This window comes from Ruegeria sp. AB7, assembly GCF_056542625.1.
Genome location: NZ_JBQGAC010000012.1, coordinates 33,254 through 46,553, shown reverse-complemented (window position 1 = coordinate 46,553; position 13,300 = coordinate 33,254). Strand labels below are relative to the sequence as shown.

Sequence of the window (13,300 nt, the reverse complement as noted above, 5' to 3'; positions counted from 1 at the left end):
CCCGGCATCGCGCTTTGCGCGATGCCGGGCCCAAGGCGGCTAGCAATATTGGCGCAGCCAATGTTGCGCAGGCGCGGGAGCCTTTGCCTCGAGACTTCAGGCACCTTTGTTGAGATCATCAAAGCAGCGGTTCTCGGCCACCAGTTGTTCAAGCAGGGGTGCAGGTTGCCAGAAATAGGCATCTTCTTCAGCCCACTTGCGGATATCGTTCAATACGCCCGGCAAACCTTGCAAATCTGCCCATTTCAGCGGCCCACCCCAGTAGCGCGGAAAACCGTAGCCATAGAGCAGCGTAACGTCCACATCCAGCGGTCTACGCGCGATGCCGTCGCCTACCACCTTCGCCGCCTCATTCACCATCGCGACCATATAGCGACGGATGATCTCCTCATCCGTAAACGCGCGTGGAGTTATGTTCTGAGCCGCACGCTCGGCTTCGATCAATGATGTCAGCTCGGGGTTCGGCTCTCCACCCCGCTTGCCATTTTCATATATGTAATAGCCCTTGCCGGTTTTCTGGCCGAAATGTCCGGCCTCGCACAGCTTGTCGGCATAGAAACTGTCGCGAACGCGTGGATCCTGGCCTGCGGCCCGTTTCCGCTTGCGCGCCGCCCAGCCAATATCCAATCCGGCCAAGTCTGACACTGCATAGGGGCCCATCGCAAATCCAAACCCGGTCAGCGCAGCATCGATCTGGAATGGGCTCGCCCCATCCAGCACCATGTGATCAGCACAGTTCCGATATGTGCCCAAAATCCGATTACCTATGAACCCGTCGCACACACCTGCCCGAACGGCCACCTTGCCCAACCTCTTGCCCAACGCGAAACCCGTTGCCACAACTTCGGGCGCGGTGTGATCCGCCACCACGATCTCAAGCAGTTTCATCACATGTGCTGGGGAGAAGAAATGCAGACCGATGACATCCCGTGACCTTTCGGTCGATCCGGCAATTTCGTTGATATCAAGGTATGAGGTATTGGTCGCCAATACCGCACCGCTTTTGCAGACCGCATCCAGTTGCGCAAAAACCTTTTTCTTCACTGCCATGTCCTCGAACACGGCTTCGATCACCAGATCAACGCCACTCAGCGCGTCATAGTCGGTGGCCAGGGTCAGCCGGTTCTGCAGAATATCATCATGTTTGTCCTGGCTCAGCTTTCCGCGCCTCACGGCGCCAGCCAGATTTGCCGCGATACGATCTTTAGCGGACCGCGCTGCCTCGTGTGACATCTCAAGCAGCACGACAGGAAGTCCCGCCAGCAGAACTGAGGTGGCAACCCCTGCGCCCATCGTACCGCCGCCGATGACGCCAACCTGTTGCAGGTCCCGCGGCTCGACCCCATTCAACTCAGGCAATTTTGCAACCGCACGCTCCGCAAAGAATGCGTGGATCAACCCTTTGCGCTGATCCGAGGCCATCAGGTCCATGAATAATTCCCGTTCGCGTGCCAAACCGGAAGCAAAATCCTCGGCCTCGCAACTGGCTTGTATTGCCCGCACTGCAATCGCAGGCGACAGTTGGCCCCGGCCCTTCTTCAGCACCGCGTTATAGGCCGCATAAAAATCGATTGGGGCGGGCCGGGCCATATCGCAAACAGGACGCCGAGGTGCATCAGTTGCAAGCAGCTCTCTGACATAGGCCAGGCCGATCTCGCGCGGATCACCATCCTGAACTTTGTCCAGCACACCCATCTCAAGCGCTTCTGGAGCTCGGACGTGCCGCCCCGTCGTGATCATGTCCAATGCAGCCTCGGCTCCGGCAACACGCGGCAAGCGCTGGGTGCCGCCAGCGCCAGGAATGATACCAAGATTAACCTCGGGCAACCCCACCTTCGCAGACGGCACGGCAACGCGATAATGACAGGATAAGGCAACCTCAAGCCCACCACCAAGCGCGGTTCCATGCAACGCAGAAACCACCAGAAAGGGCGACGCCTCAATCCGATCACAGAGTGCGGGCAGCCACGGGTCCTGTGGCGGCTCGCCAAACTCGCGAATGTCTGCGCCTGCAAAATAAGTCCGACCCTCACCATAGATCAAAACCGCGCGCGCGCCCTCTGTTTCGGCACGTTCGATCGCAGACAACAAACCCCGGCGCACATCCACGCCCAGCGCGTTAACGGGTGGGTTCTCAGCCGACAAAACGGCGATATCGCCCACTTTCTCATACCCGATGACTTGGGTCATATGATCGTGCCTCCTCAGACGAAATGCGATGCCAGTAGTAAATCAGGGAATCCCCGGACACGGCGCGATCAAAGACTGGCCCGGTCTGCGTTCGTATTCAACTATATTTTCGACCGATCGTTCGGTTTATTTGATTTTCTCGGATTTAGTACCATAATCACGCGGTTCATGCCCGGAACTAACCTTTTACGTTGCGGTAGAACTTGCTTCGCGGCCTCAGACCAACGAAGCGCAAAGAACTGCAGTGCTTGGTCTGAATTCGCACGGAACCCGAGGGCGCGATCCAAATGGAAACGCAGCTAACAGGGCCTTAGCACTTGTTTGGGAAGTTCTGGTAGCGGAGGAGGGACTTGAACCCCCGACACGCGGATTATGATTCCGTTTACCTTCTAACTTAGCTGGAAGTCTCTCACGGTCTATGGCTGTCCATATTTATCCGGCCCTACCCTATTTTACTGTTTAAAATCTGGCTCCCTCATGTTGTCCCCCGAATAATTATTGTCTACTATCATCCATAACTGTCCGCCACAATCCAGTTGATTTTGTCCCCCATGAGTCCCCCAGAACGATGAAGAAGAAATTGACTAACAGATACCTTGAAAGCCTTTCCCCTCCCGAGACGGGGCGTCTTGAGGTGTCTGACACAGAGCGCAAGGGGTTGAGGTTCCGGCTTTCCTCTACTGGCAAGGCAGTATGGATGTATGAAAAACGGGTGAAAGGCGGGCCAAAGCGCAAACATACGCTTGGCCAGTGGCCCAGGCCCATTGGTCTATCAGAAGCCCGCAAGATGGCATTGGAGATTGAAGCCGAAGCCGCGCAGGGAATTGACCGCATCGCGAACGCAGAGGCAGAGAGGCGCGAAAAGAAGCGTACGCAGGCATCAACGCTGAACGTATCGCAGGTGCTGGATATCTATGACACCATCCATCTATCCAGCCTCAGAACGCGCGACGAAAGGCTGCGCCAGTTGCGCCAGTCCCTATCTGAGCATCTGGATAACCCAATCACTGGCTTGACGCGAAGCGATATTCAAAGGGCCGTGGACGCAAAAGCATCGGCTGGCCGAAAGGCATACGCTAATCGTATTCGGGCTGCGTTGTCTGCGTTTTCAAATTGGGCATGGGTGCGCGGCTACATCTCCGAGAATATAGCCAGCGGCGTTGCGAAGGCGACAACCGAACATGCACGAGAGCGGGTTCTATCGATTGGCGAAATAAGGACAATCTGGAAGGCTACGTTTCAGATGGGCCCTGTCTGGGGTCCGGTGTTTCGGCTTTTGCTGCTCACCTGTCAGCGTAGGGGGGAAATCCTGGGCCTTAGGTGGGAGGAAGTCTCATTCGACACGGCGCGAATGACAAAGCCGGGTTCTCAGACAAAGAATAAGAAGCCGCACATAACCCACCTTTCCAATCCAGCTTTGAAGGAATTGAAAGGGCTTCATTCCGAAGACACCGATACCGGCTTTGTGTTCACGACGACTGGCGAGACCCCTGTTTCAGGGATCGGAAAAGCAAAGGCACGACTGGACAAACTTCTGCCAGATGATTTCGAGCATTGGCGGATACATGACATCAGAACCGGGTTCGCGACAAAGATGGCGGAGACTGGGGAGAATGAGGCTGTTGTGGATCGCATATTGAACCACTCGGCCACGGCATCGGCCCCAACGCTCGTTGGGCGCGTTTACAATCAGGCTCAATTACTGGATCAGCGGGCTGCTGCGCTAGACAGGTGGGCAGAACTGGTGACACAGGAAAGTGCAAACGTTGTTGCGATTGGGGGCAAGAATGGCTGAGTTACCCGTGATATTGAATGGGCAAAAAATTTCGTTCCCTGCGCCTCGTGTCTGGTCCGAAATGTGCTACCCGGACGATAGGTTGGCAGCTTTGAGGGCTTGGGAGCAACTCTGTATCGAGAATCTTGCGATGCAGAGTGAGTTGCAAGCCGGATACTCCCACGTAGCTAAACTAATTCAGAAGGATATGAACCGAAGCACCAATCTTGGAAAATTGTGCGGCTACGTTGCTTGTCAAATGCGTTGGAACTACTTGAATCGAGGTGCCGTGCAAAAGGAAAGAGCTTGTTTCACAGTCTCTGAATTCTACGCAAACAAAAAAACTGTAGCGGGGAAGAACATTCCAACTGACGGAAAAAGGCTACGAGACTCTGTGAACAGGTTTTCGCCAGTCCTTCACTTATGGGCGGCCTTTGTTTTACTTGAGGACCACGACGGCCAGCCAGAAGGAATCCTAAAAGAGGATGAGGCCTTTGATGCACTCATTATTCTGGCCTTGGACATGCAGAACTTTTTTCGGAAATCTGGTGCATTTGCAAGTGGCGACAAACTATATGATAACTTGCTAACGATCCCAAAAGTCTTTGCGGAGAAGTACGCCGACTTTGCTGTAGCCTTCCCCAATGAACCGGATTGGGTACAATCTATTTTAAGTGAATACTCTCCCGATCAATTGCGCTAAGCAGGACGGGGAATTTAAAATTCCCCGAATTTCTTTATAAAAAACAATGAGGTACGGTCCAGCCACGTCCAGATGAATCCAAAAGGAGTTAGGATATGGTTGATCGTCATCTTCGCTGCCGAATGGTCCAAGAAGTTACCGGCCTGAGTCGCAGCACTATTTACGCCCTCATTTCAAAAGGTGAGTTCCCCCGGCCAGTAAAACTGACACCTAAGACGGTCGCGTGGCCTGAAAGCAAAATCGCCGAGTGGCTCGATGAACGTCGAGCTGCCTAACGAAAACCCGCACCCCAGGAACAGGGCGCGGGCGGTGTTTGATTGCGGCTAGTGGAATAGTTGTAATTGTAACCGTTTCGGCCCTTTGGTGCAAGAACCAAGGAGCAGAAAATGAGTACTGAGCAGAAACCAGACTTTGAACTCCCACCGTCAAACGCACTGCGCGTGTATCGCTGGGCAGACCTTCCTAACCTGACAGCCCCGGCTCTTTACCGGGTCACTGATCCGGGTCAGGAACCGCGCGAAATCTATGCGTCCAAGCATAAGCGCCAAGTCCTTGAAGGCCTGATGCGGTCGCCTCTCTATGCGGCCAGCTACTGCCGCCTGTCGGATCAGGTGCTGCCGCTGCGGCGCGATGACGGCGTGAACATCGAATGCAAGATGTATTGTGGCGATGCAGACACCGGACGCCAGAAATTCGGCATCTACTTCCTCGTCAGCAAGGTCGAGCTGATTCAGGCGAACGAGGTGGCGGCATGAGAACCGTAGACCTCCAGATCCGCACCATCCGTCGCAAGCATGGCCTTTCTGAAGCTGCAGCGCGTCTGATTGCCGCTCTCCACTACGGCGGGCGTCGCTCATGAGTGTCGTTGTTCAGAAAAACGCTCAGGAGGAAATCCACGTATCCCGTTGTGAATACATGGGCCACGACGTTGTTAATCTCCGTGTCTGGTACCTGACCAAGGACGGGAAAAACATCCTACGAAAAAGGGGGTGGCGTTCAGCGCCGCCCTGCTCCCCCAAATACTGGATGCGCTCACAAACCTGTCTCAGCGGGAAGGGGGTGGCTGATGGGCGCGATAAGCGAAACGAGAAACGTGGCGAGCACTTCACAAAGCTCGTTCGTAACATGATGGAGGAGCCCGCTTGGCGGGCCCTCTCGCCAACCGCGCAGGCGCTGTACCCTTGGCTAAGGTTAGAATGGCGCGGTGCGGATAATAACAACAACGGCAAGATTTGCTTGAGTGTCCGGCAGGCCGCTGAACGTCTGGGTGTATCGTACAACACTGCCGCAAAAGGGTTCCGTGAGCTTCAGGCCAAGGGATTCATCGCTGTTACGCGCCCTCCAAAACTAGGCACCAGCGGAGTCGCTTCTTCCCCGCTATTCGAACTGACCGAAATCTCATTACCAACCGCACGAGGTGAAGCTGGACGCAAGCTATACAAGCAATGGTCAGACGGTGCGGATTTCCCGGTCGTTAAGGCTCCTACTCACAACCCCAAAGGGGTGAATGGAAAAACAAAACCCTGTCTTAAAAACTGCGACGAGACCGTCGTAGATTTTGCGACGAGAATGACGGAGGCGACGCAATAAATGCGACGGGCCGTATCAATATTTGCGACGAAAACACCCGATTTCGGCAAGTCCCCCGTCGCAATATTTGAGACATCCTTAATCTACCAGGGGGTCTGGGGGAAACGGACACCTTCTGCACCAACAATCCAACACAACGAGGCATGAACAATGACTGATGAACCTGACCGTAAAAACGGAACGAATACGGACGAGAGAAACCCGGACGGCACCTTTGCCATCGGCAACCCTGGCAAGCCCAGAGGAACCCGTCACAGAGTCACACGGGCGGTTGAGGAACTGCTGGAGGGGCAATCTGAGCAAATCACGCAGAAAGCGGTCGATATGGCACTTGAGGGCGACAGCACGGCCCTGCGTCTCTGCATTGAGCGGATAGCGCCCACCAGAAAGGACGCACCGGTCAACTTCGAGCTTCCGCCTATCAGCACTGCTAGCGAGGCCTCCAAAGCCTCGCAGGCGGTGCTGAAGGCGGTTTCCGATGGTGAGATTACTCCGCTGGAAGGAGCAACGGTCATGGGGCTCGTTGAGCAGTACAGACGGATTCTCGAGACGATTGATTTGGAGAAACGTATTGCGGCATTGGAGGCAAAGAAATGAGCATCAAAAACCGTGTCAACAAACTGGAAGCGAGGTCGCCAAACGTGCTCGAACTTCCCATCGTGTTTTATCAGATATGCGGCATCAAGAAGGGTACAGAGCATACCACCCGCACCATTGAAAGAGAGCCTGGCCCGGCGACAATTCCAGGCCTCGGTATTGGTCGGATATATCCGCACGATGGTGAAAGCCAAAGCGAATTCGAGCGGCGTGTTTTTGCCATCAAAGCAGGTGGAAAGCTAATCGAAGACATGACCAAGGCAGAGCGGGAAGCAGCATTCGCTGCGGCGGACATCGAAATGGAAGGAAGCAGTCGTGACGATAAGTAAAACGCATCAGCAAACTGGAGCAGGCCAATGGGTCGGGTCTGGTTATCTATTTCACCGACCCTTTTCTCGGGGACGACGAAGAGCCCAAAATCCTCATGGCGCTGGTCGATGGCAGACAGTTCAAACGCCAATCCGACGAAGTTCAGGACGCCTTCACGGCTCGGGTAAATCCGACAGGTCAGCGGAGCGTCTACCTTGAATCAGACACACGCAATCTTTGACAGGAGCAGTACGCATGAGCGTAAAGAACAGAATTTCCAAGCTGGAAGCCCGGAAGGGCACCAAGAAAATGACGGCAATGATAATCTTGCCTGCCGAAATGACAGATGAAGATGAGGTGCGCGAAGTCGTGGGCCGTCTTACTGCCGATATTTCAGAGCCACTTGGTGAGTGGATATTTCATGACAACAACGCCACCGAGCCGACGATTGGCGTTGTGGATCTGGATGAGTTGTTGGCTGACATAGCCGCCAACATCAAACGGATTGGGGTGGACATCGGAGGCGCAGGAGATGAGGAAAGCCGTCACTGAACACGTCCGTGTGATGCGCGCATTGGAGCGACTTGTTTATAGCGAAGGTTAACTTCTGTGTGCTTTGGGTTTGGCCAATTCTCAGCACAAGACTACCGACACGGGGCGGCTAGAACCATTACCCAGGTACTATCCGCCGCCTCGTACAGCGCAAACTCCTGGGCCTTGCGTGACAGCATATTGGCGCGATGTCCCCGCGACTGCGCCCAAGCCGACATCACAGCGTCCAGACCAATTTGACCTTTGGCAATGTTCTCAGCAACGAAACACCAATCATAGCCTGCCTTGCGCACCCGCTTACCCACGTCAGAGCCGCTAGAACCGGTATGCGAAAAGAACCCCTTATTCACCATGTCTTCAGCATGAGACTTGGCGGCTTTCTCCAACTTCCGACTATAGACTAACCCTTGAAGACCTTGGCTTTTTCGAAACGTGTTCAGTTCGTCAGTCGCTGTGGGGTTTGCAGCGAGTCGCGCGGGCAAAAGAAACGCCAGTATTAACAACAAACGCGTCAGCATTTTTCCACCAGGTTTTTCCTATAATGGTTCACACGGATCCATAGATAGCATGTTGATTTCCCACCGGTCTTGATGAAACAACAATATCGCACCAAGGATTCTATTTGCATAGATAATAGCTTTGCTGGTTGGAGGTACGACGCGCCAAACTCGTACCCCCTCATCGAAATCGCTAATCCCATCACGACGCGCCGCACCTGCTTGGTATCGGTGCAGCGTGTTTGAATTGTGTCTGAGATAAGAAAATAAGGGGTCTACGGGAATCCCCCAATTTCGGACAAGGCGCTAACGGGGTAGATTGGGTTCAACGGAACAACACTACCACTCCGGATACCCTCTCAAGAGAGAGGGGCTGGCTAAGACCCCCTCATCCAGCCCCTCACCACCTTCACTCTCAATCATTTGTGAGACGGTGGGTTCTTCCCCTTCTCCCGAACCGGGAGGCCCGCACAGTATAGCACAAAAAACCCGTCATATTCAGCCCGCCATAAATGGGGGGTGTTCGGCAGGCCTATTGTCAGCAAATTTCGAGTTCTGCACTAACACATCGACTTGGTCGGATGTCGGCTATTAGCCCACTACTAACGTCTCGGTGAATTTGCGAGCACGGTAGATACGGTGCGCGTCTTTCTACTTCTTGTAATCACGATTGCGCCCAACACTAAGGCACATGCCAAAGCTTGAAGCAAAGAGATGGCTTCTCCAAAGGCAAGAAATCCCACGGCAAACATCGTAGGTAACTCGATGCTCCCGACTACTGCAGTTTGGGAAGCTCCGATGACAGGTGAGCAAATCGTGTAAATTAGCTGGGGCACGAACGCGGTGACTAGTCCAATACCAGCTATGAGAAGCCAATCAGATTGCTCACGCGGGAGAAGCTCTCCAACGTCAGCACCGAGAATGAGCGGAGCGAGGCCAAGAACAGACCCTAGAGAAACTGACGCTATGCGCGCTAATGGCGCAATCCGTGACAACCTGTGCACCAGGACGCAAATTCCGAAGCCAAACCCGAATGGAGCGGCAAGTGATATAAGCAGCGTTGGTACATGCTCTGTAGGGACTGACGCGGGCGAACCAGCAATGACAGCCGCGACCACAATCAGAGCAGCGGCCAACATGGCGCGTCGCGTGGGTGCATCGCCAAACACAGCCCAGGCAATGACTAGGGTGAACACCGGATAGGTCATGTATAGCACACCCACTGTCGATGCGGGCAACTTCTCCAGCGCCGTCACATATCCGATCCAACCAAGTCCCATTATGGCTCCGGCTGACAGGCCCCAAGTTATCTCTCGCCATGCTTTTCGGTGCAGGATGAGAACAGGAAGCAGAAGGAATGCCGCAACAACATAGCGATAAAATGCGACAGCATAAGGCGCGACGCCCTGTTCAGTCAGGTTACGGCTAAAATAGGGAACCAGTCCGAAACAGATTGAAGCAAAAAGGACACCAATAACCGCAAGTGCGTTAGGGATCGACGGTCGAATTCGCGCAGATGTCGTTGCCATAATCTGGAGCTATCACGCATTTGATAATTCGTCTTTAGATATTCGACGAGCCACAGCTTTGTCCTGCTTTGCAGCCTTAGCTCCGCTCCCGTCTTGCTGACTTCGAATGTCTGCTACGAGCCCCTAACGCCCCTTTTCCCGCCGACGACCTTCATCTGCCAAAATGTTGACGACTATCAATAGCGCTACAAATGCGGCGCAGGCCAATAAACCGAGAACCTTGCTCCAAGTGAAGAGAAAGACTGAGACAAGCATCGTGAGCATTGCAGCCGTGAAGACAATCAATGAACTGATTACAAGTCTTAAGGTGGTCTTTGTGGCAAATTCCCAAATCCGTGAATTTTCGATGCTGAGACGAACTTGAAGATATCGGTGCAACAAAAGCTTCATCATATGACTGTGATATCCCTGCGACATTTATTCAAGGCAAAGCGGCTCGTTTGGTTTATTCGTCGGTTGTCCGTTTAGTCCGCACAATTGCCGCCAGTCTCGTCGCCAACCATCAAAAAGTTCACCAAACGTTCCCCCTGTTTTGCTAAGCTCACCGAATGTGCGGACGACTCGGCAGACCCGAAATGACGTGGGCGGAGCTTTATGCTCTGCAGAACTGGATCGTGAACGGCGTTCCTATCCCAACTGAGCGCGATCCAAACGCCAAAGACCTGTCAATGAGCTGGAACGTCAAGCCAACTCAGATGTTGGATTTGGCGTTCATCCATGAAGAGCGACTGATTAGCTCCACGGCCCGCTGGTGGCTTGTACCGCACTGGTTCAAGGAAGACGTGAAACAGTGGAAGCCAACCACTTACAACGCGAAGATTGAAACAGCGCATAAGCTAGGTTCATTCCGGGTCGCCTGGAAGAGCAGCAGATGCATTATCCCGGCCAGTTTCTACTATGAATGGACAGGCCTAAAGGGGGCCAAACAGCCTTGGGTTATCAAGACAGATACCAATGACCCCTGCATGTATTTCGCAGGCCTCTACTCGCGCCTCTCGTCTGGTCTGAACACCTGCACAATTCTCACTCGCCCTGCGTTGCATCAAATCGAACACATACATGCACGGTCACCGGTAATTCTAACGAACGAGAACCTTGTGGCGTGGATGTCAGGCGAAATTGACCACGACGAAGCGCAGAACTTGGGCACGGAATGGGATGGGCGTATGCGTTATCACAAGGTCGCACCGATTGGCCGCGATGATGACGGGCCGGAGTTAATCGACGTTATCGAGGCGTAATGGTCACGCGCAGCAGATCACCGAAGAAAGCAGCGGATGAGAAGTACTTCCCAATCAGAGTGCGGGTTCAAGTTCCCGAAGAAGGGTTCGGCTACAAGCTTAGTGAGATACATTGCTGGCTAAATACTCATGCCGGACGGGGACGCTGGGGTTGGAATGCTGACAACGTGCTTTCTCGCGGCGCTCGGGATGCGGTGTCATTCTATATGCTGGACGAGCAATTGATTGCGCCGCTCATTGAGGCATTCGAACTGGAGCTTGCACAAGGTGAAGCGGACCTGTGCGGCAGCGGCTCATTCAAACTCATCGCTAAAACAAACTCGGAATGGTGTTCGTAGCTTCGCTGCTCTCTACTGTTTTGTCGGCGTCTTAGCGTATTTTCCCATCGCATAAGTTAGCAAAGAAAGGATCATTGATATCCCGATCCTCGCCACCACTGAACCGGCGGTGAAAGTATCACCAGCGCCTGAAAATAGAACTGCGCCGATTATCAAAGCCCCGGCCAATCCGCCATAGACCAAGGCCTGCCGCCAACTCTTGGCGAAGCATCCAGCCACAACGGCGACTAAGAGGCCACCCATTCAACTACTCCTCATGATTTTCAACAATAACTGGCCCTCTTGATCCGTGACTTGGCCTCTATGGTTTCAAGGTGTTTGTAGCGGCCACCACTGTATTTTGGGCAATCCAATGCATGACCCGCGGCGATAACTGTTGCACTCAGGTTTTCACCGTCGACAAAGCATGTGCCGATATGGCGGTCTCCGTTCATCTCGCCGGTCAGGTCGCATCGCACGGTTTGACCCCGGAGGTAGTCTATCATCCACTGCTTGCTGACCTGTCCCTCTTGGGTTTCCAGTTCGGGAGCATCGACACCTTCAAAGCGAACAGGCGTCCCTTTCTTTCCAAATAGAACAATCGTATCCGCATCTCGGACATAAATATCGGAAGACACAATGCCGTCTGAAGCGCAGCCGGTTAGCAAGGCAATCAGGCAGATAAAGCGTATCAAGACGGTTTTCCTTGCTTTGCAGTATTAGACCGACGTTCTGCTCGCTGATCCAACTTCTTGTTTACCCACCAGGTAAGCACTTTCCCAATCGAGCTTCCGATGAAAACACAAAGCGCCAAAACTAAGATGAGTTCAATCATTGGCATTCTTTCAATGGCAATCGGCGATATACAGCTACGCCGCTAATCGCGCATGAGCAAGCCATTAGCACTAAAGGAATATTCTTCCTTCTTCCCAATGATAACATGGTCATGAATGACAATGCCCATTGTGTCACAGGCATCCATAATTCGTTCGGTCATGACAATATCGGAGTTACTGGGCGTCGGGTCGCCAGATGGATGGTTGTGGACGAGGATGAGCGAACTGGCGTTCAGTTCCAAGGCACGTTTCACAACCTCACGCGGATAGACCGGAACGTGGTCAACTGTACCCTTGGCCTGTTCTTCATCAGCAATCAGAACATTCTTGCGATCCATGTAGAGAACCCGGAATTGTTCAACCTCGCGATGCGCCATTGCGGTTCGGCAGTAGGTCACCAAGTCTTCCCACGACGACACAACATCCCGCTTCATTATCTGTGCCTGCGCCATTCTGTGCCCGAAGGCTTCGACAACGCGCAGGTGATAGAAAACCCATTCGTTAGCCCCATCCACCTTCAGAATACGATGCTTTGATGCCGCAATAACCCCGTTTAGGTCGCCGAACTCTGCAAGCAGGCGTTTTGACAAGGGTTTGACGTCGATCCTCGGGATTGCGTTGAACAACAGCAGTTCCAGTAGCTCATATTCGGGCATTGGATCGTGACCGCCTTTGAGAAAGCGTTGCCGCAGTCGCTCTCGGTGCCCCCAATAGTGAGGCCGGTTAGCGCCGTCGTCGTCCTTAATCAGGCCACCACCAGCAGCATTCTTTCGTGAAAGTCGGTCTCGATACACGTATGACGGCGGGTGTGCAGGTTCAGTTATGGCGTCGGGTGGTGGGCTGCGTGCGTACAGCTCATCCAAACCCTTCAATTCTTCCTCAGAAAAGCCACCTCGCCCATCATGCTTAACTAGCTTGCCGAACCTCTTCCTATCGCGGCTTATGACCTCTTTGAGATTGTCCAGTATCGCCGTTTTCTTCATGGCTACCACTCCATGCACCAATCCCTAGACCATGCTCAAAGGTTGGTTAACGAGTGGTAAAAACGTCAGATGTGGCCTGAAATGGAACCTATGTTTCAAGCACGCTGATTAAAGATAAACTCATCTACTAGCATGAACGGCTTCAGTTCGAACCGCCCGCTATCTGTCGCCCTTTTTGATTG

Annotated in this window: 17 protein-coding genes; 10 read left to right on the top strand and 7 right to left on the bottom strand. The window is 53.4% G+C overall.

Features of this window, described 5'->3' with window-relative positions; translation table 11 throughout:
- Positions 1-96: 96 nt before the first annotated feature.
- On the bottom strand, positions 97-2,190 hold the full coding sequence (locus ACR0EN_RS20500) for a 3-hydroxyacyl-CoA dehydrogenase NAD-binding domain-containing protein (RefSeq protein ID WP_480588519.1): 2,094 nt from the start codon (positions 2,188-2,190) through the stop codon (positions 97-99).
- A 568-nt stretch (positions 2,191-2,758) separates the two neighbouring features.
- Between ACR0EN_RS20500 and ACR0EN_RS20495 the strand changes: the two genes are divergently transcribed.
- The 8 genes from ACR0EN_RS20495 to ACR0EN_RS20460 all read left to right on the top strand — a co-directional run bounded on the left by ACR0EN_RS20495 (position 2,759) and on the right by ACR0EN_RS20460 (position 7,715).
- Positions 2,759-3,985 (top strand): tyrosine-type recombinase/integrase, encoded by a 1,227-nt coding sequence (locus ACR0EN_RS20495; RefSeq protein WP_480588517.1) that lies wholly within the window; start codon positions 2,759-2,761, stop codon positions 3,983-3,985.
- On the top strand, positions 3,978-4,667 hold the full coding sequence (locus ACR0EN_RS20490; RefSeq protein ID WP_480588515.1) for a hypothetical protein: 690 nt from the start codon (positions 3,978-3,980) through the stop codon (positions 4,665-4,667). Before ACR0EN_RS20495 ends, ACR0EN_RS20490 begins: the two co-directional genes overlap by 8 nt.
- A 95-nt stretch (positions 4,668-4,762) precedes the next feature.
- Positions 4,763-4,942 (top strand): helix-turn-helix transcriptional regulator, encoded by a 180-nt coding sequence (locus tag ACR0EN_RS20485; protein ID WP_480588513.1) that lies wholly within the window; start codon positions 4,763-4,765, stop codon positions 4,940-4,942.
- A 111-nt stretch (positions 4,943-5,053) separates the two neighbouring features.
- The gene (locus ACR0EN_RS20480) at positions 5,054-5,422 is read left to right on the top strand and encodes a hypothetical protein (protein ID WP_480588511.1); all 369 of its coding nucleotides are present in this window, start codon (positions 5,054-5,056) and stop codon (positions 5,420-5,422) included.
- 100 nt (positions 5,423-5,522) lie between these two features.
- Positions 5,523-6,257: a hypothetical protein gene (locus ACR0EN_RS20475; protein WP_480588509.1), complete on the top strand. Its 735-nt coding sequence runs from the start codon at positions 5,523-5,525 to the stop codon at positions 6,255-6,257.
- Positions 6,258-6,407: 150 nt separating this feature from the next.
- A complete protein-coding gene (locus ACR0EN_RS20470) occupies positions 6,408-6,854 on the top strand; it encodes a hypothetical protein (protein ID WP_480588507.1) in 447 nt (148 codons plus the stop codon).
- Positions 6,851-7,183 (top strand): hypothetical protein, encoded by a 333-nt coding sequence (locus ACR0EN_RS20465; RefSeq protein ID WP_480588505.1) that lies wholly within the window; start codon positions 6,851-6,853, stop codon positions 7,181-7,183. Before ACR0EN_RS20470 ends, ACR0EN_RS20465 begins: the two co-directional genes overlap by 4 nt.
- A 235-nt stretch (positions 7,184-7,418) precedes the next feature.
- The gene (locus tag ACR0EN_RS20460; RefSeq protein ID WP_480588503.1) at positions 7,419-7,715 is read left to right on the top strand and encodes a hypothetical protein; all 297 of its coding nucleotides are present in this window, start codon (positions 7,419-7,421) and stop codon (positions 7,713-7,715) included.
- A 92-nt stretch (positions 7,716-7,807) separates the two neighbouring features.
- On the opposite strand, the gene ACR0EN_RS20455 is transcribed toward ACR0EN_RS20460, so the two are convergent.
- The 3 genes from ACR0EN_RS20455 to ACR0EN_RS20445 form a co-directional block, all read right to left on the bottom strand.
- Complete coding sequence (locus ACR0EN_RS20455; RefSeq protein WP_480588501.1) at positions 7,808-8,233, bottom strand: CAP domain-containing protein; 426 nt, start codon at positions 8,231-8,233, stop codon at positions 7,808-7,810.
- 581 nt (positions 8,234-8,814) lie between these two features.
- On the bottom strand, positions 8,815-9,741 hold the full coding sequence (locus ACR0EN_RS20450) for a DMT family transporter (protein ID WP_170398064.1): 927 nt from the start codon (positions 9,739-9,741) through the stop codon (positions 8,815-8,817).
- Between the two features lie 123 nt (positions 9,742-9,864).
- A complete protein-coding gene (locus tag ACR0EN_RS20445) occupies positions 9,865-10,134 on the bottom strand; it encodes a hypothetical protein (RefSeq protein ID WP_480588499.1) in 270 nt (89 codons plus the stop codon).
- 155 nt (positions 10,135-10,289) lie between these two features.
- On the opposite strand from ACR0EN_RS20445, the gene ACR0EN_RS20440 reads away from it, so the two are divergent.
- Together ACR0EN_RS20440 and ACR0EN_RS20435 are read left to right on the top strand one after the other, a co-directional pair.
- A complete protein-coding gene (locus ACR0EN_RS20440; RefSeq protein ID WP_480588497.1) occupies positions 10,290-10,982 on the top strand; it encodes an SOS response-associated peptidase in 693 nt (230 codons plus the stop codon).
- On the top strand, positions 10,982-11,320 hold the full coding sequence (locus ACR0EN_RS20435) for a hypothetical protein (RefSeq protein WP_170733186.1): 339 nt from the start codon (positions 10,982-10,984) through the stop codon (positions 11,318-11,320). The genes ACR0EN_RS20440 and ACR0EN_RS20435 overlap by 1 nt, the downstream gene beginning before the upstream one ends.
- Positions 11,321-11,332: 12 nt before the next feature.
- Here ACR0EN_RS20435 and ACR0EN_RS20430 read toward each other — a convergent pair whose 3' ends face one another.
- The 3 genes from ACR0EN_RS20430 to radC all read right to left on the bottom strand — a co-directional run bounded on the left by ACR0EN_RS20430 (position 11,333) and on the right by radC (position 13,118).
- Complete coding sequence (locus ACR0EN_RS20430; protein ID WP_170398051.1) at positions 11,333-11,563, bottom strand: hypothetical protein; 231 nt, start codon at positions 11,561-11,563, stop codon at positions 11,333-11,335.
- A 20-nt stretch (positions 11,564-11,583) separates the two neighbouring features.
- Entirely contained in the window at positions 11,584-11,994 is a 411-nt protein-coding gene (locus ACR0EN_RS20425) for a thermonuclease family protein (RefSeq protein WP_223117741.1), read from the bottom strand.
- 182 nt (positions 11,995-12,176) lie between these two features.
- Positions 12,177-13,118 (bottom strand): RadC family protein, encoded by a 942-nt coding sequence (gene radC, locus ACR0EN_RS20420; RefSeq protein WP_480588495.1) that lies wholly within the window; start codon positions 13,116-13,118, stop codon positions 12,177-12,179.
- Positions 13,119-13,300: the final 182 nt, after the last annotated feature.

Excerpts from the sequence above, each read along its gene's own strand:
- ACR0EN_RS20500 (WP_480588519.1), bottom strand. The coding sequence starts at position 2,190 with ATGACCCAAGTCATCGGGTATGAGAAAGTGGGCGATATCGCCGTTTTG.
- ACR0EN_RS20495 (WP_480588517.1), top strand. The coding sequence starts at position 2,759 with ATGAAGAAGAAATTGACTAACAGATACCTTGAAAGCCTTTCCCCTCCC.
- ACR0EN_RS20490 (WP_480588515.1), top strand. The coding sequence starts at position 3,978 with ATGGCTGAGTTACCCGTGATATTGAATGGGCAAAAAATTTCGTTCCCT.
- ACR0EN_RS20485 (WP_480588513.1), top strand. The coding sequence starts at position 4,763 with ATGGTTGATCGTCATCTTCGCTGCCGAATGGTCCAAGAAGTTACCGGC.
- ACR0EN_RS20480 (WP_480588511.1), top strand. The coding sequence starts at position 5,054 with ATGAGTACTGAGCAGAAACCAGACTTTGAACTCCCACCGTCAAACGCA.
- ACR0EN_RS20475 (WP_480588509.1), top strand. The coding sequence starts at position 5,523 with ATGAGTGTCGTTGTTCAGAAAAACGCTCAGGAGGAAATCCACGTATCC.
- ACR0EN_RS20470 (WP_480588507.1), top strand. The coding sequence starts at position 6,408 with ATGACTGATGAACCTGACCGTAAAAACGGAACGAATACGGACGAGAGA.
- ACR0EN_RS20465 (WP_480588505.1), top strand. The coding sequence starts at position 6,851 with ATGAGCATCAAAAACCGTGTCAACAAACTGGAAGCGAGGTCGCCAAAC.
- ACR0EN_RS20460 (WP_480588503.1), top strand. The coding sequence starts at position 7,419 with ATGAGCGTAAAGAACAGAATTTCCAAGCTGGAAGCCCGGAAGGGCACC.
- ACR0EN_RS20455 (WP_480588501.1), bottom strand. The coding sequence starts at position 8,233 with ATGCTGACGCGTTTGTTGTTAATACTGGCGTTTCTTTTGCCCGCGCGA.
- ACR0EN_RS20450 (WP_170398064.1), bottom strand. The coding sequence starts at position 9,741 with ATGGCAACGACATCTGCGCGAATTCGACCGTCGATCCCTAACGCACTT.
- ACR0EN_RS20445 (WP_480588499.1), bottom strand. The coding sequence starts at position 10,134 with ATGATGAAGCTTTTGTTGCACCGATATCTTCAAGTTCGTCTCAGCATC.
- ACR0EN_RS20440 (WP_480588497.1), top strand. The coding sequence starts at position 10,290 with ATGTGCGGACGACTCGGCAGACCCGAAATGACGTGGGCGGAGCTTTAT.
- ACR0EN_RS20435 (WP_170733186.1), top strand. The coding sequence starts at position 10,982 with ATGGTCACGCGCAGCAGATCACCGAAGAAAGCAGCGGATGAGAAGTAC.
- ACR0EN_RS20430 (WP_170398051.1), bottom strand. The coding sequence starts at position 11,563 with ATGGGTGGCCTCTTAGTCGCCGTTGTGGCTGGATGCTTCGCCAAGAGT.
- radC (WP_480588495.1), bottom strand. The coding sequence starts at position 13,118 with ATGAAGAAAACGGCGATACTGGACAATCTCAAAGAGGTCATAAGCCGC.